Origin of the sequence: Lentzea miocenica, assembly GCF_033949945.1 — a bacterium.
Lineage (GTDB): Bacteria > Actinomycetota > Actinomycetes > Mycobacteriales > Pseudonocardiaceae > Lentzea > Lentzea miocenica.
This window is the reverse complement of the sequence record NZ_JAXAVW010000039.1, coordinates 39,419-59,101: the sequence shown is the minus strand read 5'-3', so window position 1 is coordinate 59,101 and position 19,683 is coordinate 39,419. Positions and strand designations below refer to the sequence as shown.

Genomic DNA, 19,683 nt, shown 5'->3' with positions numbered 1-19,683 from the left:
GCCGTCATGAAAACACGAAAGTGCTGCGCTACCACAAGAATTAACACGCCGGACACGGCTTCGTGTAGCGGTGGGCCGGCACCGGGACGGGACCGTCCGGGTGCGGTGCCTGGTGATCGAACAGGCCCTCGTCCGTCCAGCCCTGCCGCTCGTAGAACCTCCGCGCCCGCACGTTCCCGGCGACGACGGCCAGCCACGCGACGGAACGACCGTTCGACGCCACCCGCTGTTCGGCGGCGGCCAGAAGTGCCGACGCGACACCGGATCCGCGGTGGGCAGCGGAGACGTAGACCTGTTCGACCTCGTCTCCGAGCACCATCACGAACCCGGCCACTTCGCCGTTCACGATCGCGACCGTGGTGTGCTCGACGTGCTCCAGCGCACGCGACTCGAACGTCTCTTCCTGCCGGAGGTCGACGAGCTGCTGCGGCACGTTGCCGAGGTGCGCGTCGCACCAGCCGGGGTACCAGATCCTCGCGACCGCCGGAGCGTCCTCGGGTGTCGCGGGCCGCAGCTCCACTACCGGTACCAGGCGCGGACGCCCATTCGCCCGGTGCTGCCCAGGTCGATGAGGATGCCCTTCTCGGGGGACACCGGGAGCAAGGTCTGCCACGCGGAGTCCGGCGCCAACGCCATGTCGACGTGGCTGCCGACCAGCGGCGGATCGATCGACGTGTTCGTGTTCCGCCACAGGAACGCGCTCTTCGCGCGCTCGCCCGGCTGCACCGTGATCGGCTGCGGCGCGTCGTCGAAGCCGTCGACCGAGGCGATGCCGCCGGAGCCGTCGACGATCTCCACCGCCAGCTGGTGCCACTGCTCGTCGAACAGCTTCACCTGCGGATACCCGTTCAACTCGACGGGCTCCGTGCCGCAGTTGAGCATCTCGATGGACATCACGCGCAGACCCGTCGCCGCGTTGGTGAAGACGGTGGTGAACCGCAACCCGGTGGCGCACGACGGTTCCGCGGACGTCGGCGCGACCAGCGAGATCGGCTGTGCGACCGGCTCCGGCCTCGGCGACGCCTCCGGCCGCGAACCACACGCGGCCAGGCTCATGAGCACAGCCACCAGCGCAAGAATCCTGCCCCCAGGTCTCATGCGGCCGATCATGCCACAGGTGAGGGATTTCCCTCTCTGGTTCCGGTCCAGCCCCGCTGCCAGCCTTCAGGCATCGGGATCTTCGCCTGGAGAGGGGCAATCATGAGGATCAGTCGCCTGGCCGTCGCAGCGCTCGCGCTGCTGGCACCACTCGCGTTCACGACCACCGCCACCGCCCAAGAGTCCACTGTGGACGTCATGGCCCGACCGGCGTTCGAGATGCCGTTCCCGTGCGGCCAGATCTGGCGCGCCGGCACGCGGTCGAACCACAACCCGTTGTACGCCATCGACTTCAACATGGGCAGCGGCGACTCCGACGCGGGCAAGCCGGTGATCGCCAGCGCCGGCGGCACCGTCGACGTGCGTTACGCGGCCTCGGGCTACGGCAACTACGTCGTGATCAACCACGGCGGCGGCTGGGCCACCTACTACGCCCACCTGGGCTCGGTCGCGGTGAGGGACGGCCAGAGGGTCGCCCGTGGCGCGCGGGTCGGCACGGTCGGCAAGAGCGGTGGTCAGACCTACACCCACCTGCACTACGAACAGCGCCTCAACGGCAACGACGTCAAGGCGGTCCTGCACGGCAAGGCCGTGACCTACTACGGCGACATCTCGACGAAGAGCGCCAACTGCTGATCCGCAGACGCCCCCTTGCCGTCACGGCAAGGGGGCGCTCCCTGCGACGGGCTACGACCTCAGACGCGTTCCCACAGCGCCGGAACGTTCGGCGGTTCCCAACCGGTGAGCGACGTGTGCGCCTGACGGCAGCGATAAGTCGCGCCGCCGTAGGTCACCTGAGCGCCGGTGGCGTAGAAGGTGTTGGGAGCCCAGGCACTTCCGCCTGGGTTGGTCGTGGTCGTGGTGGTTGTCGTCGTTGTGGAAGTCGTGGTGGACGTCGTGGTCGAGGTGGTCGTCGGTGGGTTGCCGCCGCCGCGCGGCAGGTCGGCCGCGATGGCGTAACTGGTGCCGCCAAAGGTGAACGTGAAGTTCGACGGCGACGCGATCGGCATGTAGTAGTTCAGCCGGACGTCGACCGACGCGTTCGGCGCGATGGTCTGCCAGCTCGGCAGCGTCACGACGACGTGCTGGAAGTCGCCGCGCAGCCCGCCGACGTTGGGACCGCTGTGGCCGCGGGTCGCCACGGAGAGCCCGAAGCCGGACTGGTCGGTCATGCTGCCCGGCGCGCTGGTGCCGTAGTCGAACTCGACGCGGGTCCCGCCGGGAATCGTCGTGGTGGAGTTGTTGGTGATCCGCATCGTCGGGTTGATCGGGTAGTTGGCGTCGCCCAGCGCGAACCCTGACACGCTCACGTTGACGTTGAGCACGGAAGAAGGCATCGTGCGGCCGGCCTTCGACGCGCCATAGGGAGCGGCGCCGCGCAGGCCGTCGTTGAGCTTCGAGATCAGCGTGTCGCCGATGTAGTACTGGTTCTTGGCGCTGTCGAAGGCGTAGTCGCCGGCCAGTTCCCAGATCATGACGCCGCCGATGCCCTTGCCGGCGACGTAGCTCGCCTTGGCCGCGATCGACGCGTCGTCCTCAGTGGACAGGAACACGCCCTTGGAACTGTTCCACAGCCACGGGGTCACCATCGTGCTGTTGTAGTTGCGGGAGTAGGTGCCGGTGACGCGGTCGTCGGGGTCGTTGACCGGGTCGAGACCGTACTTGGTCAGGTAGTCCGGCGTGATGCCGTTCTGCAGATTCATGGCGTGCCACATGGGGTTCACGCCCGACGGCACCTCCATGCCGTTGAGATCGTCGTGCCACAGGTTGTCGATGCCGATCGCCCCGTTGCCGCAGGGGACGGTCGACCCCACGGTGCCGCCGGTGCCCGGCGGGCACTGCGCCTGGTTCGGTAGGGCCGCGCGGCCCCACATCCCGCTCGTGCCACCGGTGACGCCTCTCCAGCCACGGGTGTAGAAGCCGACGCCGATGTTGATCCGGCCGGCCTGCATCGCGCCGCGGAAGTAGTGATAGGCCCAGTCGGTGTTGAGATAACCCTGACCGTCGTACTGCGGTGTCGTGTACACCTGCCAGTGCGCGAGCTCGGCGTCTTGGCCGTTGTCGTACAACGCCGCGTTCGGGCCCACGAAGTGATTCCACGCGCCGTGCAGGTCGTAGCTCATGATGTTGAGGTAGTCGAGGTACCGCGTGACGCCGTAGACCTCCTGGCCGCGCAACAACCAGCCGCTGGCCGGCACCGCGGCCGTGAGCAGGTAGTGCTTGCCGTCCGCGACACCCGCCCGGTCCAGCTTGTCGCGCAAGGTCTTCATCAGGTTCTCGTAGCCCGCCCACAACGTGCCGCGGTTGGCGTTGGAGATCCAGAAGTCGTCCGGGTTGCCGGCGTAGTTGTTCGACGTCGCGTACTCGTAGTCGATGTCCGCGCCGTTGAACCCGTACTGCCGCAGGAAGGCCACGACCGAGTCGGCGAACGTGTTGATCGACGCCTGCGACTGCGCGAGCTTGTAGAAGCCACCGGTGGCGTTGCGGGTGCCGTCCGGGTTCAGGATCCCGCCCGACTCGGCCCAGCCACCGATCGAGATCAGTGTCTTCACGTTCGGGTACTGCTTCTTGTACTTGGTCAGCAGGTTGAAGTGCCCCTTGTACGACAGCGCCGGGTCCATCTCCGCGCCGGGAACGCCCGGCCACTCCATGCCCGTCGACGCGTTGTTCGCGCCAGCGGGTCCCACCGAGATCCGGTTGTCCGTGCCGATGCCCGCGAACGCGTAGTTGATGTGGGTGATCTTGGTCCACGGGATGTTGCTCGCCAGGTAGGCGGGCGCGCCGTTCTTGCCGGTGCGCCAGTTGGTGAAGTACCCGATCACGCGGCGGGTCTTGTCGCCCATCTTCTCGCGACCGGCGGTGTCGTAGACGGCGCAGTACGGGGTGTCGACGCCGGGCGTGCGGTACAGACCGTCCGGGCGGCAGTCCTCGTGCCCCGCGGCGAGAGACACGTTCGGGCTGACCAGCGAGACGACCACGAGACCCGCGAGAGTGACCAGGGCCGCCAGCAGGGGAAGGATCTTTCTGGAGAGGGTTCTGCGCATGCCGAACCTCCTTGCAGGGAGGCGGCCTGTACCACCAAGTCTGGAACCGGGACGTGTCCCGGTCAATACGAGGTATAGACCAATGCATCAAATAGTTGACATCGACTAGTCAGCATCGGATAGTTGAGATCGACCAAGGAGGTCGCAGTGCGTCGCAAGGTGTCGAACCCGCTGGCCCTGGCTGTGCTGGCATTTCTCGTGATGGGCCCACAGCATCCCTATGAGCTGGGCAAACAGCTCAAGGAGACGGGCAAGGACCGCGACATCAAGTACAACCGCGGGTCGCTCTACATGGTCTTCGAGCAGCTGTTGAAGGCCGGCTTCGTCACCGAGCAGGAGACCGTCAAGGACACCCAACGGCCTGAACGCACGGTCTACGCGTTGACCGACACCGGGCGTGACGAGCTGTACGACTGGATGCGCGAACTCGTCCGCGACCCGGTCCACGAGTACCCGCAGTTCGGCGTGGCGCTGTCCCTGATCTCGGTGCTGGACCCGGCGGAGACCGTGGAACTGCTCCACACCCGCGCCGCGGCGCTCACCAAGGTCCTCGACGACACCCGCGCGATGGTCGCCAAGGCCACCGGCGACGGGGTCGAGTGGATCTTCCTCGTCGAGGAGGACTACCGGATCTCGGTGCTGGAGGCCGAACTGCGGCTGGTCGAGAAGCTCACGGGGGAACTGTCACAGGCCGACTACCAGCGCCGGTGGCACGAGGTTTTCGGGAGGAACACATGAAAGCGTTAGTCATCGGGGGCGGCATCGCGGGACCGGTCACCGCGCTCGCCCTGCAGAAGGCCGGCATCGACTCGGTGGTCTTCGAGGCGTACGACACGAGTGCGCACGGAATCGGCGGCATGCTGTCCTTGGCGCCCAACGGGTTGGCGGCGCTGCGGCTCGTCGGCCTGACACCCGACTTCGGCGAACCCTTGCGCACCATGGTGATGGCCGACGCGAAGGGCCGCACGCTGGGTCGCATCACGGGCGACATGAGCCGGGTGGTGGCTCGCGCCGAGCTCTACCAGCGGCTGCACGACCTCACGGTGTCGCAGAAGATCAAGATGGAGTACGGCAAACGGCTCGTCGACGTCGAGTGTCGCGATAACGGCGTCACCGCCACGTTTTCCGACGGCAGCACCGAGGAAGGCGACGTGCTGATCGGTGCCGACGGCATCCGTTCGGCGGTGCGCACGATCATCGATCCCCAGGCGCCGCAACCGGAGTACGTCGGCCTGCTCGGGTTCGGCTCGTACGCCAGGGACAGCGGCGTGCACGGCGACCCGGAGACGATGTACTTCGTGTTCGGCAGCTCGTTCCTCGGCTACTGGGAACAGCCGGACGGCAGCATCGCCTGGTTCAACAACCTCGCGGTCGACCGGCCGATGACACCGGCCGAGGTCAACGCGATCCCCGCCACCACGTGGTTCGAGCGCCTGCGCGAAGCCTACGGCGACGACGTTCCCGCGAAGCAGCTCCTGGCCCACAGCGACGAGGTGATCGGCGCGGGCCCGTTGGAGATCATGCCGAGCGTGCCGCGCTGGTACCGCGACCGGATGGTCCTGGTCGGTGACTCGGCCCACGCGCCCAGCGCCAGCTCCGGCCAGGGCGCGTCACTGGCGGCCGAGTCGGCGGTGCAGCTGGCCAGGTGCCTGCGTGACATCCCGGACCTGCCGACGGCTTTCGCGACCTACGAGCAGCTGCGGCGCCCGCGGGTCGAACGGATCGCGGCCCGCGCGGCCAGGACCAACAGCGACAAGCGCGGGATGGGCTTCCTGACCCGGTTGCTCATGCCGGTCGTGATGAAGACCTTCGGCGCCAAGGCGTTCACGAAAGACCAGAACTACCGCATCGACTGGGACGCTCAGGTCAGCCGGTAACCGTGCGCGGGCCGGTTCGCCATGCCGTACCGCGGTTGCACCTCGGCCTTCCCGATCGTCACGAGGTGCTCCAGATAACGGCGCGCGCTCACGCGTGACATCCCGGCCCGCTCTCCCACCTCCTGCGCCGACAGATCGCTTTCGCTGTCCCGCAACGCGTCCGTCACCAGCCGCAGCGTCACGGCCGACAACCCCTTGGGCATCACCAAAGCACGCGGCCGGTGGTGCATCAGCTGGTCGACCTCGTCCTGGTCCAGCACCTGCCCCAGCCGCTGCACCTCGATGCGCTGGGCCAGGTACTCCCGCATCCGGTCCAGGAACGCCGTTCGCGTGAACGGCTTCACCAGGTAGTTGTCCACGCCTCTGGACATGGCCTGCCGCACGGTTTCCCGTTCGCGGGCGGCCGTGACCGCGATGACGTCGACCGGCGGCCCGCTGCGGGCACGCAGCCGGGCCAGCACCTCGAGCCCGGACATGTCGGGCAGGTGGATGTCCAGCAGCACCAGGTCCGGCCGCAACGCCTCCACCGCCCGCAACGCCTCGCCGCCGCGGTGGGCCTCGCCGACCACCTCGAACTCGGGCATCGCCTCCAGGAAACCCCGGTGGATCGCGGCCACCGCGAAGTCGTCGTCGACGACCAGCGTCCGCACGCTCATCGGTTCCCCGTTTCCGGCAGCCACACGTCGAACGACGCGCCGCCGAGCTCCGAGTCGGTGATCGCCACCCGGCCGCTGCGCCGGGTCACCACCCTCGACACCAATGCAAGTCCTATCCCCCGGCCGTGCGCTCCCATTACATCCTTCGAACTCACGCCCAGGTCGAAGATGCGACCACGTTGTGACTCAGCCACTCCCGGACCGTCGTCGTCCACGACGACCCGCACTCCCGTGACCGACGAACGCACCAGCACGCGCACGACGCCGCCGGTCTCGACGGCGTCCACCGCGTTGTCGAGCAGGTTGCCCAGCACGGTCAACGCGTCGTCGCCCGCCCGGATGTCCACCGAGCTCTCCGGATCCAGCCGCAGCTCCACGCCGCGTTCGTGCGCCGTGGAGGACTTGGCCAGCAGCAACGCCGCCAGCGCCGGGTCCGCGTTCGCGCCGTCGATGATGTCCGCGGTGAGCGAGCCCGCGCCGCCGACCCGTTCGATGTAGGCGACGGCGTCGGACTGCCGCTCCAGGTCCAGCAGCCCGCCGATGACGTGCAGGTGGTTGGAGAATTCGTGCGCCTGTGCCCGCAGCACTTCCGTCACGGTCCGTTGGCCGTCCAGTTCGCGCAACGCGTCGTGCAACTCAGTGCGATCGCGCAACGTCAGCACGACACCGACGGCACGGTCGTGTGTCTTCGCGGTCATGCGGTTCGCGACCAGAACCCGTTCCCCGGCCAGCACGAGCCGGTCCGCCACGTCGTCCACCGACCGCGCCAGGTCCAGCAGCCCGTCGTCGAGGACTTCCTCCGCCGGCTGACCGGTGGGGTCGTCAGTGAGACCGAGCAACCGCATCGCCTCGTCGTTGACCAGCGCCAGCCGCTGGCGGTCGTCCACGGCCACCACGCCCTCGCGGATGCCGTGCAGCATCGCGTCCCTGGTCTCCAGCAGCTGCGCGATCTCCGCTGGTTCGAGCCGGAACGTGCGGCGCCGGACCAGTTGCGTGACCAGTGCCGCGCCGAGCACCCCGACCAGCGCGGCCGCCGCCAGCCACCCGATCAGCTGGGGCAGGTCCTCGGCGAGGTCGTCGGACAGCTGGCTCTCCAGGATGCCGACCGAGGCCATCCCGATGATCCGCCCGTCGGCGGCCCGCACCGGCACCTTCGCCCGCAGGGACGTGCCGAGCGTGCCGGTCTCGGTGCCGACGAACACCTCACCGGACAGCGGCGTGCTCGGGTCGGTGGAGACGCGTTCGCCGATGCGTTTCGGATCGGGGTGGGCGTACCGGACGCCGTTGCGATCGGTGACCACGACGTACGTGACCTGCGAGGCCTTGCGGATCAGCTCCGCCAGCGGCTGGATGGTCGCGGACGGTTCCGGTGAGTCGAACGCCTGCACGACCGTGGGCAGCCGAGCGACGCTCTCCGCGACGGACAGCATCCGGTCCTTGTACGCCTCGCGGATGCGGTCGCTCTGCAACTTGGCCGCGAGCAGCCCGGCGGCAGAGGTCGTCATCAGCACGATGACCGCCTGCAACACCAGGAGCGACACGCCCAGCGAGAGGGACCGGCGAAACATGGAGTGCATTCTTGCGCAACCAGTGTGAACCGCGTCACGAACTAAACGACCAATACGTCTTTTACGACCGATGCACACGTTTACGCAGCCGTCATACCTAGCGTTCCCGCCCAACGTCCGGCAACGAAGCTGAGGAGTGGGCTCGATGGGTGCAGGCTGGAGACGAGCGGTCGCGTTGACCGCGGTCGGACTGGTGCTCGCGGGATGCGGTCAGGCGGCGAAGAGCTCCGGCGGCGGTGACGCCATCGGCAAGCTGGAGATCATGGCGCCGGCCGACCCCGGCGGCGGCTGGGACCAGACGGCACGCGCCATGTCCGCGGCCGTGTCCGGGGCGAAGCTCGCCGGATCCGTGCAGGTCAGCAACGTGGGCGGCGCGGGTGGCACGGTCGGCCTGCAGAAGCTCGCGAACGAGCGGTCCACCTCCTACCTGATGATCACCGGCCTGGTCATGGTCGGTGCGGTGGAGACCAACGCGTCCACGGCGCGGCTGGAGGACACCACCCCGATCGCGCGGCTGACCGCCGAGGACGAGGTGCTGGTGGTGCCCGCCGACTCGCCGTACAAGTCGGTCGACGACCTGCTGGCGGCCGTCGCGGAGAAGGGCAAGGGCGTGTCGATCACCGGCGGTTCGGCCGGCGGCACCGACCACATCCTCGCCGGGCTGCTGCTCAAGGCGAAGGACATCTCGCCGGACAAGCTGAACTACGTGCCCTACTCGGGCGGTGGCGAGTCGCTGGCCGCGTTGCTGGGCAAGAAGGTCGACGCGGGCATCTCCGGCATCGGCGAGTACCGCGAGCAGATCAAGGCGGGCAAGCTGCGCGCGCTCGGCACGTCCGGCCCCAACCAGGACCCGACGCTGAAGGTGCCGACCTTCAAGGAGCTCAACCTGGGCGTCGAGCTCACGAACTGGCGCGGCGTGGTGGCGCCGGGCGGGATCTCCCCCGAGGCCAAGGACCGGCTGACCAAGCTCGTCACCGACATGCACGCGAGCCCGCAGTGGAAGGAAGAGCTGACCAAGAAGGGCTGGACCGACACGTTCCTCAGCGGCAGCGAGTTCTCCACGTTCCTGAACAAGGAGATCGGCCGCATCCGCCCCGCGCTGCAGAGCATCGGGCTCGTGAAGTGATCTCAGGAAAGATCTCGGCAAAAGTCGAGGAGTACGTGTTCGGCGGTCTGGTCGCGGCGATCGGGGTTTTCACCCTCCTCGACGCGACCACGATCGCCGCGCGTGCGGACAACGCGGTCGGGCCGCGTGCTTTCCCTTACGCGGTAGGGGTTCTCCTCGTCGCGACGGGCGTGGCGGCGATCATCGCCACCGCCCGCGGCAAGCTCGGCCAGGCCGAGGAGGGCGAGGACGTCGCCGTCGACAGCCGCACCGACTGGGTCACCGTGGGCAAGCTGGTGGCCGTGCTCATCGCACATCTGGTGCTGATCGACCTGGTCGGCTGGCCGGTCGCGGCGACCGTGCTGTTCTTCGGCGCGGCGTGGACGCTGGGTGCGGTCTGGTGGCGCGCGCTGCCGATCGCGGTGGCGCTGGCGCTGGTCGTGCAGGTGGTGTTCGCGTCCGGACTGGGCCTCTCGCTGCCCGCCGGGATCTTCGAAGGGGTGCCGTTCCTCGATGGATAGCATCACCGCTCTGCTGGAGGGTTTCGCCACCGCCGCGCAGCCCGCCTACCTGCTCTACGCGCTGCTGGGCGTCACGCTCGGCACGGCCGTCGGCGTGCTGCCGGGCATCGGACCGGCCATGACGGTGGCGTTGCTGCTGCCGTTGACCTACACGCTGGACCCGACGGCGGCACTGATCATCTTCGCGGGCATCTACTACGGCGGCATGTACGGCGGATCGACGACCTCGATCCTGCTCAACACGCCGGGTGAGTCAGCGTCGATCGTGACTGCCTTAGAGGGCAACAAAATGGCACGCGCCGGACGTGGCGCGGCAGCGTTGGCGACCGCTGCGATCGGGTCGTTCGTGGCGGGCACGATCGCCACGGTGTTGCTGACGCTGCTGGCGCCGACCATCGCGGACATCGCGGTGACCCTCGGACCGGCCGACTACGTGGCGCTGATGGTGGTGGCGTTCACGACCGTTGCGGCGCTGCTCGGCTCGTCTCCGGTGCGCGGCCTGGCGTCGTTGGGGCTCGGCCTGTTCATCGGCCTGATCGGCACGGACACCCTGTCGGGTCAGCAGCGGTTCACCCTCGGGGTGTCCACGCTGGCCGACGGCATCGACGTGGTCGTGGTGGCGGTCGGCGTGTTCGCGGTCGGCGAGGCGCTGTACGTGGCGTCGAGGTTGCGGCACGGGCCGATCGAGGTGATCCCGGTCGGCGGCAAGTGGATGACCCGCGAGTTCTGGGCGCGCTCCTGGAAACCTTGGCTGCGCGGCACGTTCATCGGGTTCCCGATCGGCACCGTGCCCGCCGGTGGCGCGGACGTGTCGACCTTCGTGTCCTACGCGGCGGAGAAGAAGCTCTCGAAGAAGCCTGAGGAGTTCGGGCACGGCGCGATCGAGGGGGTGGCGGGTCCGGAGGCGGCCAACAACGCTGCCGCGGCAGGTGTTCTGGTGCCGCTGCTGACTCTGGGCCTGCCGACGACGGCGACGGCCGCGGTGATCGTGGCGGCTTTTCAGAGCTACGGCATCCAGCCCGGACCGCTGCTGTTCACCAACAACTCGGCGATGGTGTGGGCGTTGATCGCGTCGCTGTACATCGGCAACGTGATGCTGCTCGTGCTGAACCTGCCGTTGGTGAAGATGTGGGTGAAGGTGCTGCAGATTCCGCGGCCGTACCTGTACGCGGGCATCCTGCTGTTCGCGGCGCTGGGCACCTACGCGGTGAACTTCGTGGTGGACGACCTGATCGTGCTGCTGATCATCGGTGTCGCCGGGTTCTTCATGCGGCGGCACGGATATCCGGTCGCGCCGCTGGTGGTCGGGCTGATCCTGGGGCCGATGGCGGAGGAACAGGTCCGGCGCACGTTGCAGATCAGCGAGGGCTCCTTGAGCGCGTTGGTGACCAGTCCGTTCGCGGCGGTCGCCTACAGCGTCCTCGTGGTGCTGCTGGCCGTGGCGGTCGTGGTGCGGGTGCGCCGGAAGAAGGCGGAAACTCTGGTGTAACGCAACGGCGTGCGCGACGATCTTGGGTCGTGGGAGGACAACGGTGATCCGGCGGCCCCGGCTCGAGGGGCTGCTCTGCACGACGAGGCTCACGACTCTCGTCGCACCCGCCGGTTACGGCAAGACAACGCTGCTGACGCAAGCGGACACCGACCGTCCGGTCGTGTGGCACACCTGCCAGGAAGGCCATCGGCTGTTGCAGCCGATGGCCATCGCCTTGTCTGCCAGTTGGACCAGTGTCCCGGCACTGTCCGGTGAGGACGAAGCCGGACGGGCGCACGCCATCGCCGGACTGCTGGCCGACGCCTGGCCAGAGGACGTGCTGGTGGTCCTGGACGACATACATGTGCTCAGACGAGGAGATCCGGCCGTACAGCTGCTGGAGGCACTCTGCCTGCAACTGCCGCCGAGTGCCAGGATGGTTCTGTCCGGACGTTCGCTGCCGCCGTTCTCGTTGCGGCGGCTGAAGGTCGACGGGGACCTGACCGAGATCAACGCGGCCCAGCTGGCGTTCACGGCCGAGGAGACCACTGTGGTCGCTGGTCACGACGTGCACGACGTCACCGGCGGGTGGCCGATCGCGGTGCGTTTGGTCGCCGAGACGGGCACCGTGGAGGAACTTGGCGATCTGGTCGACGAAGTGGTTGGCAGGGAACCGGAACAGACGCGTGAGCTGCTCAGGACCGCGGCCGCGTTCGATCGATTCACGTCCGATCTTCTGGTGCGGCTGGGACATTCCGACGCCTCGGCGATCCTGAACGACCTGGCGCGGCGCGGGTTGTTCGTCGAACACGTCCGCGCGGAACCGGGGTGGTTCGCGCTGGTTCCGTTGGCGCGGGAGTTCCTCGAACCCGCTGTCGGAGTGCACGCGGAGGCGGCGCGGTGGTTCACCTCACGAGGCGAGTACGTGCGCGCGGTCGATTCCCTTGCCGCGCTGGAGGACTGGCCCGGCGTCACGGCGTTGCTCGACGACGTGCTGCGGACGGGTGGCGCGGACGCCGTGCTCACCGCGACGGCACTGGTTCCCGAGGAGCAACGCACGGCCGCGGTGTGGCAGCTCGAAGGTGTCGCACATCAGTTGCGCGGTGAGTGGCTGCAGGCGGCGGACCGCTTCACTCAGGCCACCGAGGACGGGCTGACGGCGGAACTGGCGTGGCGCATGGCGTGGATCCAGCATCTGCGCGGCGGGCCGCAGGACGCTTTGAAGATCTGCGATGAATACGTTCCGGACGGTTCTGATCCGACGGCGGAGTCGATGCTGCTGAGCACGGCCGCCAGCGCGCACTGGGCGTTGGGCGACATCGAAGCCGCGGCGTCCAAAGCAACTGATGCGTTGAAGACGGCGACCAACGACGCCGCGATCGGCACCGCGCACACCGTGCTCGCGATGGTTGCTGCGGCGCAAGGGAAACGCGACGAGCTGACCGAGCACTACGACATCGCGCTCGACCACGCGCAGAAGGCCGGCGACGTGCTCGGTGCCATCCGGATCCGGTCGAACCGGGCTTCGCACCACGTGGAGGCGGGTGAGCACCGGGCGGCGTTGCAGGAGATCGAGGAGATGCTGCCGCTCGCGGACGTCACCGGGTTCGCCACCTATCGGGCGATCGGGCTGCACAACCGTGGCGAGGCGTTGCTCGGGCTCGGCCGGTTGGACGAGGCGGCCGCCGACTTCCTCGCGGCGCAGAAGGTGTTCGACCAGGCCGGGAGCTGGCTCGCGGCGGCACCGCTGGTCTACCTGGGCGAGGTGCACCGCAAGCGGGGCGACCGGGCGTTGGCGGGATTCGCACTGCACGAGGCGTTGCGGCTCGCCTCAGCCAAGAACACCGTGCCGCACATGGTGCTGGCCCACGTCGGGCTGGCCGAGCTGTTCTCCGACGACGATCCCGACCTGGCGCGGGAGCACGCGCGCAAAGCGTTGGAACACGGCGAGAACGTGGCAGCGCTGCTCGCGCTGGGGTGGCTCGACCACGACAAGGACATGTGCCAGGAGGCTGCGGAGATCGCGACCCGGCGTGGTGACCGGGCGGGGTTCGCGCGGGCGTTGCGGTTGCGGGGAGTGCTGGAACGCGACCCGGTGCTGCTCGACCAGGCACTGACGTTGTGGCGCGAGATCGGCAACCCGCTCGGCGAGATCCGGGTGCGCACGGCTCAGGCGATGCTGATCGGTGGTGCGGCAGGAGAACAGCTCGCCGGTGAGGCACGGCAACAGGCCGCGGACCTCGGTGCGCGGGTGCTCGCCGAAGCGGCCGCAGCGGTGGCCGAGACGTGCCGGAAGGCGAGCAGGCCCGCGTTGTTCATCCAGACGCTGGGCGGGTTCCGGGTGCTGCGCGACGGTGAACCGCTGCCGCCCGCCGCCTGGCAGTCGCGCAAGGCCAGGGACCTGGTGAAGATCCTGATCGCCCGGCGCGGCAGGCCGATCACCCGTGAGGGCCTGGGAAACCTGCTGTGGCCGGACGAGGAACCGGAGAAGGTCGCGAACCGGCTGGCGGTGGCGTTGTCGACGGCCCGCAGTGTTTTGAGAGCCGGTACGGGAATCGTGGCCGAGGGTGACGCGATCCGGCTCGACCCGGACGTGCTGCCCGTCGACGTGGTCGCGTTCCTCGCCGACGCACGGGCCGGACTCGCCGCGGCACAACGGAATTCGTCGGAGGCCCAGTCACTGCTGGCGGCCGCCGAGTCCGCGTACCACGGCGACTTCCTGGAGGAGGACCCGTACGAGGACTGGGCGGTCCGCCTGCGCGAGGAAGCCCGGTTGATCTACCTGCAGGTGGTGGCGGTGCTCGCCGCACGAGCCGAGTCCGGTGGGGAGTACGCGCTGGCGAGCAGGTACTGCCTGCGCGTACTGGAACGCGACCCGTACGACGAGCCGGCGCACCTGATGCTGGTGCGCGTCCTCGCCGCCGCAGGGAGCCATGGCGAGGCTCGGAGGTGCTACCAGACCTACGTCACACGGATGCGCGACATCGAGGTCGACCCGCGGCCTTTTCCAGGCGTTTTCATTGGGAGCACACGACGTAGGGCGTGATCGACCACCGGATGGCCTGCCCCTGCGCGTCCGTCGCCTCACCGGTGACGGTCGCGCCGGAGCCGTCCGGGACGACGTCGTCGATGATCGCGCCGGCGACCGCACCGCCGGCACTGATGGGCTGCTCGTCTCCTTGACACGCAACGGACTTCGACGCGGTCTTGGTCATCACGACCGAAGGGCTGCCACCGCGCAGGACCAGCCCCGGCCGGGTACCGCAGATCGCGTGTGCCGTGACGCTCGCCGTGTCAGGTGCCTCGACCACCGCGCCCTTGAGGTTGTTCTTGGGCGCGAGCTTGGTCAGGTGCACGCCGTCGGTCTCCCCCACGACGCCAACCGACTTCAGACCGGCGGGGCAGCTCGCCTCGACGGTCTTCGTGTCGCTCTTGGACACCAGCGTGAAGTCGCCGGGCGCGCAGTTCGCCCGCACCTTCACCACCCACGGCTGCACGGTCCCCGCACCGTGCTCGACCGCCGTGACCTCCACGCTGGTGAGGTCCGCGCTCGGCCGCACCCGCGTGATCGTGGTCCGCTCACCGGTCACCGAACCGCCGGTGCCGACGACCTTCGTCCCGCTCGGGCAGCTGACCGACACGGTCTTGCCCACCGAGTCCGCCGGGCTGACGGCCTGCACCGCCACGACCTCCCCGGTCGCGGCGTGCGCCACCGCCGGGCTGGTCAAGCTCAGCACGAGCAGGCCGGTGCTCATCACCTTCACGTTCCATCCCCCTTCGGGTCCGCGGGCTCTCCCAGCCCGCGGACCCGAAGGATGCCGCGCTCGCTTAAAGCGGTCTTAAGGTCGCGCTTTCCCCAGGTCAGGGGCAGCTGACCAGGACGTCGCCGTCCTCAGCGTCGAGGCAGGTGTCGACCCCGAGACCGCCGTTGAGCGTGTCGTTGCCTGCCGCGCCCCAGATGAGGTCGTTGCCGCCCAGCGCCGCGATGCTGTTGGCCAGCCCGTTGCCGACCAGGTGGTCGACGAAGTTGGTGCCGGTCAGGTTCTCGACGTCACCCGCGACGTAGTCCTTGAGCGCCAGCGTGTCGTAGCCGTCGTCGGTGCCGGAGCCGATGGTCACCGAGACACCCGAGTTCGGGTGCAACGCGCTGCCGACGCTGTAGTCGACCCGGTCCACACCGGTGCCGCCGTAGACGTTGACGCCACCGCGCTTCGGCCGCAGGTGGTCGACGCCGTCGCCGCCGCTGATCGTGCCCTTGGCGCGGGTCTCGATCACGTCGTTGCCCGCCTCGCCGTAGACGTGGGCGGGCATCGCGTCGGCGTTGGTGTTGTCGTACGCGATGTTGATGCGGTCGTTGAGGTCGTTCGCCCTGACCTGGATCGACATGATCAGCTTCGTGGCGCCGGACTCGTAGACGCAGTTGGCGTTCGCGCCACCCAGCGTGCAGCCCGCGCCGACGGCCAGCAGGTCGCCGGAGTCGGTGACGGTGAGCCGGTGGTTCACCGTGTCCAGGCCGACGGTGATGTTGTTCGTCTTGCCGGCCTCGGCCTCGACGATCAGCACGTTGTTCTGCACGTACACCGTGGTGTGCGGCTGTGCGTGCGCAACGGCGGGCATCGCGATCGCGGCGAGGGTGGCGGCACCCAGACCGATGAGCATTCTCATGCTGTTTGTCTCCCCTTGGTGGTCGTTTCCTTGCGGGGAACAGCCTGCTCAGCGCTCTTTCGGCCACCTTTGGGCCGTTTTAGGGCCGTCTTTCTGCTCCTAGCAGAACGCCCCTTTGCGGTGGTCGCGGTGCTGTCACCATGACCACATGGCCGAGATCCTGGACTTCAACCGCACTCCCGAGCTTCCCGAGCCGTTGTGGCGCGAGGCCCTGGGCCGGAAGCTGCGCGAGACCAGAGAGGCGCGCGGCGACCGCCTGGTCGACGTCGCCGAGCGGGCCGGCATCTCGGTGCAGTACCTGTCCGAGATCGAACGCGGCCGCAAGGAGCCGTCGAGCGAGATGATCGCCGCGGTCACCGGCGCGCTGGGCGTCGACCTGGCCGACCTGTTGATCAGCATCGCCGGCCAGGTCCGCCACTTCCAGCGCGCCCGCACCCAGTTCCACACCTCGCGCCCCGTCGGCCGTCCGTCGGGCCCGGTCGCCATGGCTTTCGCGCTGGTGGCCTAGGTGTACTGACCCGAGACGTTAGGAACGTCTCGGGTCAGTACACCTAGCCCCGGCGTTCGAGCACCCGGTCGGCCAGCCCGTACTCGACGGCGCCCAGTGCGTCGAACACCCGGTCCCGGTCGGTGTCGTGCCGCAGCTCGGGCACGCTCCGGCCGGTGTGCCGGGCCAGGATCTCCTCCAGCTGCGTGCGCACCCGGACCACCTCGTCGGCCGCCAGGATCAGGTCCGGGATCGTGCCGCGCCCCTGTGCCGCGGGCTGGTGCAGCACGACCCTGGCGTGGGGCAGCACGGCCCGGCGCCCTTCCGCACCCGCGGCCAGCAACACGGCCCCGGCCGCCACCGCCTGCCCGACGCACGTCGTCGCCACCGGCGCCTCGATGTAGCGCATGGTGTCGTACAGCGCGAGCATCGCCGCCGGGTCGCCGCCCTCGCAGTTGATGTAGAGGCTGATCTCCAGGTCCGGGTTGTCCGCCTCCAGGTGCAGCAGCTGGGCGATCAACGCGTTGGCGACGCCGGAGTCGATCCCGGTGCCGAGGTAGACGATCCGCTCGGACAGCAGGTGCGAGTACACGTCCATGACGCGCTCGCCCCGAGCGTCGCGCGTGATGACGTTGGGAATCGTGTAGGTGCTCATGCGACAACTCCCGAGTGCAGTCCCAGCCTGTGGTTGCGCACGGGCACGACCTGCCCGAGATCGCTGACGATGTGGTCGATGAACCCGTACTCGCGTGCCTGGTCCGTGGTGAACCAACGGTCGTGCAGCGAGTCGGTGAAGATCCGGTCGAACGGCTGGCCGGTGTCCTCCGCGATGAGCCCGAGCACGGTGTCCCTGGTGTGGCGCAGGTCGTCCGCCTGCACCTCGACCTCGACGGCCGAGCCACCGATTCCCGAACTCCCCTGGTGCATCAGGATTCGCGCGTGTGGCAACGCGAACCGCTTGCCCTGCGTCCCCGCGGACAGCAGGAACTGTCCCGCGCTGCACGCCAATCCCAGCGCCAGCGTCGCCACGTCGCACGGCACCAGCCGCATCACGTCCCGGATCGCCAGCATCGAGGGCACCGAACCGCCAGGTGAGTTGATCCACAGCGCGATGTCCTGCCGCGGGTCCTCACCCGCCAGCGACAGCATCTGCGTCGCCAGCGCGGTCCCGTTGTCGTCGTCGAGCGCGCCGTCGAGAATCAGCACCCGCTGACTCAGATACCGCTCACGCAGCCCAGCGCTGAACAGCTTCTCGTTGTCTGCCATGCCACTGACGATGCCGACTCGACAGGGCCGCCCGCCTCTTTCTCTGCTGTCGGCAGATCAGCCCACAGCAGGCAGGTACTCGTTCGCCGGTCGGCCGGGGACGTTGACGTCGACGGCGAACAACGCGCCGTCGTGCAGCGATGGACGGCGCAAACCGTGCCTGGCGGTGGTGATGAACAGCCGGCCCATGTCCGGTCCACCGAGGCAGACGCTCGTGGGCTGCCGAGCGGGAAGACGAACCTCCCGGTCCATCCTGCCGTCCGGACCATAACGGCGGACGACCGACGAGCCCCAGAAAGCGATCCACACGTTGCCCGCCACGTCGGTGGTCATGCCGTCCGGGGTCTGCTTCGGGGTGTGCAGGAAGACGCGGCGGGCAGCCAGTTCGCCGTCGCGTTCCACGTCGAACAGGTGGACCACGCCACGCGCGCTGTCGGCGAGGTACATGAGCCTGCCGTCGTGCGAGAACGCCGGCCCGTTCGGAATCGTCAGTCCTTTCAGGACGGGAGACGGCGAGCCCAGGAGGTGCAGAGCGCCGGTGCCGGGTTCGGCGTCGCAGGCCATCGTCGTCACCCAGAACCGGCCTTCGGGATCGGCCACGGCGTCGTTCACCCGCATGCCGTCGCCGGCGAAGTTCTCCTGCGCGGGGCCGTCGAGCAGACCCGCACCGGTGCCGAACGCGGCCATCAGCCTGTCGCTGCCCCGCACGGGCGCGACGGCACCGACGGGAACCGGGAGCTTCGCGATCTCCTTGAACGGGGCGGGAACATCGCCGGAGGTTTCCAGCACGCGGCCGGCCAGGAGGTCCACCACGACGAGTCTGCCGTTGATCCAGCGGGCGCCTTCGCCGAGTTCGAGCTGTTCGAAGTTCCACTGCGTCAACGTCATCGGACGGTGCTCCCTGATTGCAGGTCCAGCAGTTCCAGGTCGGTGTGGGTGGGCAGCCCCTGCCAGTCGCCGGGGTCGCCACGGCGAACGCGTCGCCCGTGGTGTCGACGGCCGTGGCCTTGTGAGTCCAGCCGGATCACCCTTGCCGCCTCGGCCGGCGACCAGTCGCGGCACGCCGATGTCGAACACCGCCGAGCCGGAACGGTCCGGCGGCGCGAAACGCACCCATGGTCAGCACGTCCGTCATACCGTTCCTTCCTCGTGAGCGGTGAGGGTCAGGCGCCACCGCACAGTTCCCGAAGCCGGAACGACCGCGACCGGACGAGTGGTGTCATCGCGGTCGAAAGTGCGGCCGAGCATGGGTTCCACGCCGATGCTGCGATACGGGTCGCCCTCCGGCCAGCCGCACAGGTTGCGCCACAACGCGACGGAGACAGGTTGATCGACGCACTCGACGCGCAGGTCCAGCTGATGATCTCCATCCACCACCCGGATCTGACCGTGCTCCACCACCGCCCCGGCCGCCGACCCGTCGTCGGGCCCGAGCAGGTCCAAACCCGCGGGCCACTCGCGCGACACCGGCGCCGGATCGGTGATCAACACCGGAGTGCCCGCGGGCGCGATCAACCGACCGGCCTCGCCGACGTCGAGCAGCGCGTGCGCGGCCCACACGAACCGGTAGCCGGGCTCTGCCGTCAGTTCGTAGTCCGCGACGACGGCGCCGTCCTGCGAGCCGATGCTCCGGCGAAACGCGAAGTCCGGGCAGTCCACACCGGATTCGTGCCACGGCCTGCTCCAGGCATCACCGTGATCAGGAGTGCCGCGGACGGTCGGGACGCACTCCTCCAGGCCACCCGCGTCCACGAACGGATCGCCGGGCTCGACACCCGACCGCGCCGGATCGGCACGGCGCCACAGCCACTCGCGGTGGGCTGTGCGCAGCGATGTCCAGCGTCCGCCGAGGGCGCGATCGACCTCGACGTACAGCGGCACCACCCTTGTGACCTGCACGGTTCGTCCCTGACATGATCAATCAG

The 19,683-nt window shown here is 68.7% G+C and carries 19 protein-coding genes; 8 read left to right on the top strand and 11 right to left on the bottom strand.

Annotation, left to right across the window (positions count from 1 at the left end; translation table 11 throughout):
* Nucleotides 1–40: 40 nt before the first annotated feature.
* Nucleotides 41–520: a GNAT family N-acetyltransferase gene (locus tag SK803_RS37330; protein ID WP_319970912.1), complete on the bottom strand. Its 480-nt coding sequence runs from the start codon at nt 518–520 to the stop codon at nt 41–43.
* Nucleotides 520–1,098, bottom strand: coding sequence for a DUF4232 domain-containing protein (locus tag SK803_RS37325; protein ID WP_319970911.1), 579 nt, complete (start codon nt 1,096–1,098; stop codon nt 520–522). Before SK803_RS37325 ends, SK803_RS37330 begins: the two co-directional genes overlap by 1 nt.
* Nucleotides 1,099–1,200: 102 nt before the next feature.
* On the opposite strand from SK803_RS37325, the gene SK803_RS37320 reads away from it, so the two are divergent.
* Entirely contained in the window at nt 1,201–1,734 is a 534-nt protein-coding gene (locus SK803_RS37320) for a M23 family metallopeptidase (protein WP_319970910.1), read from the top strand.
* Nucleotides 1,735–1,793: 59 nt separating this feature from the next.
* Here the strand turns inward: SK803_RS37320 and SK803_RS37315 are convergent, their stop codons facing one another.
* Nucleotides 1,794–4,142, bottom strand: coding sequence for a chitinase C-terminal domain-containing protein (locus SK803_RS37315; RefSeq protein ID WP_319970909.1), 2,349 nt, complete (start codon nt 4,140–4,142; stop codon nt 1,794–1,796).
* Between the two features lie 147 nt (nt 4,143–4,289).
* On the opposite strand from SK803_RS37315, the gene SK803_RS37310 reads away from it, so the two are divergent.
* Both SK803_RS37310 and SK803_RS37305 read left to right on the top strand, forming a co-directional pair.
* Nucleotides 4,290–4,880 carry a PadR family transcriptional regulator gene (locus SK803_RS37310; protein ID WP_319970908.1) on the top strand — a complete coding sequence of 197 codons (591 nt, stop codon included), beginning with the start codon at nt 4,290–4,292 and terminating at the stop codon, nt 4,878–4,880.
* Nucleotides 4,877–6,019 (top strand): FAD-dependent oxidoreductase, encoded by a 1,143-nt coding sequence (locus tag SK803_RS37305; protein WP_319970907.1) that lies wholly within the window; start codon nt 4,877–4,879, stop codon nt 6,017–6,019. Before SK803_RS37310 ends, SK803_RS37305 begins: the two co-directional genes overlap by 4 nt.
* Here the strand turns inward: SK803_RS37305 and SK803_RS37300 are convergent.
* Complete coding sequence (locus SK803_RS37300) at nt 6,004–6,675, bottom strand: response regulator (RefSeq protein WP_319970906.1); 672 nt, start codon at nt 6,673–6,675, stop codon at nt 6,004–6,006. The two genes, SK803_RS37305 and SK803_RS37300, sit on opposite strands and share 16 nt — an antisense overlap.
* Complete coding sequence (locus SK803_RS37295; RefSeq protein WP_319970905.1) at nt 6,672–8,243, bottom strand: sensor histidine kinase; 1,572 nt, start codon at nt 8,241–8,243, stop codon at nt 6,672–6,674. The genes SK803_RS37300 and SK803_RS37295 overlap by 4 nt, the downstream gene beginning before the upstream one ends.
* A 145-nt stretch (nt 8,244–8,388) precedes the next feature.
* On the opposite strand from SK803_RS37295, the gene SK803_RS37290 reads away from it, so the two are divergent.
* From SK803_RS37290 to SK803_RS37275, 4 genes are read left to right on the top strand one after another with little or no spacing between them, the layout of a single operon-like run.
* The gene (locus tag SK803_RS37290) at nt 8,389–9,369 is read left to right on the top strand and encodes a Bug family tripartite tricarboxylate transporter substrate binding protein (RefSeq protein WP_319970904.1); all 981 of its coding nucleotides are present in this window, start codon (nt 8,389–8,391) and stop codon (nt 9,367–9,369) included.
* Nucleotides 9,366–9,869 (top strand): tripartite tricarboxylate transporter TctB family protein, encoded by a 504-nt coding sequence (locus SK803_RS37285; protein ID WP_319970903.1) that lies wholly within the window; start codon nt 9,366–9,368, stop codon nt 9,867–9,869. The genes SK803_RS37290 and SK803_RS37285 overlap by 4 nt, the downstream gene beginning before the upstream one ends.
* Nucleotides 9,862–11,358 carry a tripartite tricarboxylate transporter permease gene (locus SK803_RS37280; protein WP_319970902.1) on the top strand — a complete coding sequence of 499 codons (1,497 nt, stop codon included), beginning with the start codon at nt 9,862–9,864 and terminating at the stop codon, nt 11,356–11,358. The genes SK803_RS37285 and SK803_RS37280 overlap by 8 nt, the downstream gene beginning before the upstream one ends.
* 43 nt (nt 11,359–11,401) lie before the next feature.
* Complete coding sequence (locus SK803_RS37275) at nt 11,402–14,386, top strand: BTAD domain-containing putative transcriptional regulator (protein WP_319970901.1); 2,985 nt, start codon at nt 11,402–11,404, stop codon at nt 14,384–14,386.
* On the opposite strand, the gene SK803_RS37270 is transcribed toward SK803_RS37275, so the two are convergent.
* Nucleotides 14,358–15,104 carry a hypothetical protein gene (locus SK803_RS37270; protein WP_319970900.1) on the bottom strand — a complete coding sequence of 249 codons (747 nt, stop codon included), beginning with the start codon at nt 15,102–15,104 and terminating at the stop codon, nt 14,358–14,360. The genes SK803_RS37275 and SK803_RS37270 overlap by 29 nt on opposite strands.
* Nucleotides 15,105–15,201: 97 nt before the next feature.
* On the bottom strand, nt 15,202–16,005 hold the full coding sequence (locus SK803_RS37265) for a calcium-binding protein (protein WP_319970899.1): 804 nt from the start codon (nt 16,003–16,005) through the stop codon (nt 15,202–15,204).
* Nucleotides 16,006–16,153: 148 nt separating this feature from the next.
* Between SK803_RS37265 and SK803_RS37260 the strand changes: the two genes are divergently transcribed.
* Entirely contained in the window at nt 16,154–16,513 is a 360-nt protein-coding gene (locus SK803_RS37260) for a helix-turn-helix domain-containing protein (RefSeq protein ID WP_319970898.1), read from the top strand.
* Between the two features lie 43 nt (nt 16,514–16,556).
* Here SK803_RS37260 and SK803_RS37255 read toward each other — a convergent pair whose 3' ends face one another.
* From SK803_RS37255 to SK803_RS37240, 4 genes are all read right to left on the bottom strand, one after another.
* A complete protein-coding gene (locus SK803_RS37255) occupies nt 16,557–17,147 on the bottom strand; it encodes a ClpP family protease (RefSeq protein WP_319970897.1) in 591 nt (196 codons plus the stop codon).
* Complete coding sequence (locus tag SK803_RS37250) at nt 17,144–17,758, bottom strand: ClpP family protease (protein WP_319970896.1); 615 nt, start codon at nt 17,756–17,758, stop codon at nt 17,144–17,146. Before SK803_RS37250 ends, SK803_RS37255 begins: the two co-directional genes overlap by 4 nt.
* A 57-nt stretch (nt 17,759–17,815) precedes the next feature.
* Nucleotides 17,816–18,646: an SMP-30/gluconolactonase/LRE family protein gene (locus tag SK803_RS37245; RefSeq protein ID WP_319970895.1), complete on the bottom strand. Its 831-nt coding sequence runs from the start codon at nt 18,644–18,646 to the stop codon at nt 17,816–17,818.
* Between the two features lie 243 nt (nt 18,647–18,889).
* A complete protein-coding gene (locus SK803_RS37240) occupies nt 18,890–19,657 on the bottom strand; it encodes a hypothetical protein (RefSeq protein WP_319970894.1) in 768 nt (255 codons plus the stop codon).
* Between the last annotated feature and the right edge of the window lie 26 nt (nt 19,658–19,683).

Bases quoted from the DNA above. Each gene is read 5' to 3' on its own strand.
- SK803_RS37245 (WP_319970895.1), bottom strand. From the start codon at position 18,646: ATGACGTTGACGCAGTGGAACTTCGAACAGCTCGAACTCGGCGAAGGC.
- SK803_RS37305 (WP_319970907.1), top strand. From the start codon at position 4,877: ATGAAAGCGTTAGTCATCGGGGGCGGCATCGCGGGACCGGTCACCGCG.
- SK803_RS37255 (WP_319970897.1), bottom strand. From the start codon at position 17,147: ATGAGCACCTACACGATTCCCAACGTCATCACGCGCGACGCTCGGGGC.
- SK803_RS37260 (WP_319970898.1), top strand. From the start codon at position 16,154: ATGGCCGAGATCCTGGACTTCAACCGCACTCCCGAGCTTCCCGAGCCG.
- SK803_RS37325 (WP_319970911.1), bottom strand. From the start codon at position 1,098: ATGAGACCTGGGGGCAGGATTCTTGCGCTGGTGGCTGTGCTCATGAGC.
- SK803_RS37250 (WP_319970896.1), bottom strand. From the start codon at position 17,758: ATGGCAGACAACGAGAAGCTGTTCAGCGCTGGGCTGCGTGAGCGGTAT.
- SK803_RS37265 (WP_319970899.1), bottom strand. From the start codon at position 16,005: ATGAGAATGCTCATCGGTCTGGGTGCCGCCACCCTCGCCGCGATCGCG.
- SK803_RS37295 (WP_319970905.1), bottom strand. From the start codon at position 8,243: ATGTTTCGCCGGTCCCTCTCGCTGGGCGTGTCGCTCCTGGTGTTGCAG.
- SK803_RS37300 (WP_319970906.1), bottom strand. From the start codon at position 6,675: ATGAGCGTGCGGACGCTGGTCGTCGACGACGACTTCGCGGTGGCCGCG.
- SK803_RS37315 (WP_319970909.1), bottom strand. From the start codon at position 4,142: ATGCGCAGAACCCTCTCCAGAAAGATCCTTCCCCTGCTGGCGGCCCTG.
- SK803_RS37290 (WP_319970904.1), top strand. From the start codon at position 8,389: ATGGGTGCAGGCTGGAGACGAGCGGTCGCGTTGACCGCGGTCGGACTG.
- SK803_RS37280 (WP_319970902.1), top strand. From the start codon at position 9,862: ATGGATAGCATCACCGCTCTGCTGGAGGGTTTCGCCACCGCCGCGCAG.
- SK803_RS37320 (WP_319970910.1), top strand. From the start codon at position 1,201: ATGAGGATCAGTCGCCTGGCCGTCGCAGCGCTCGCGCTGCTGGCACCA.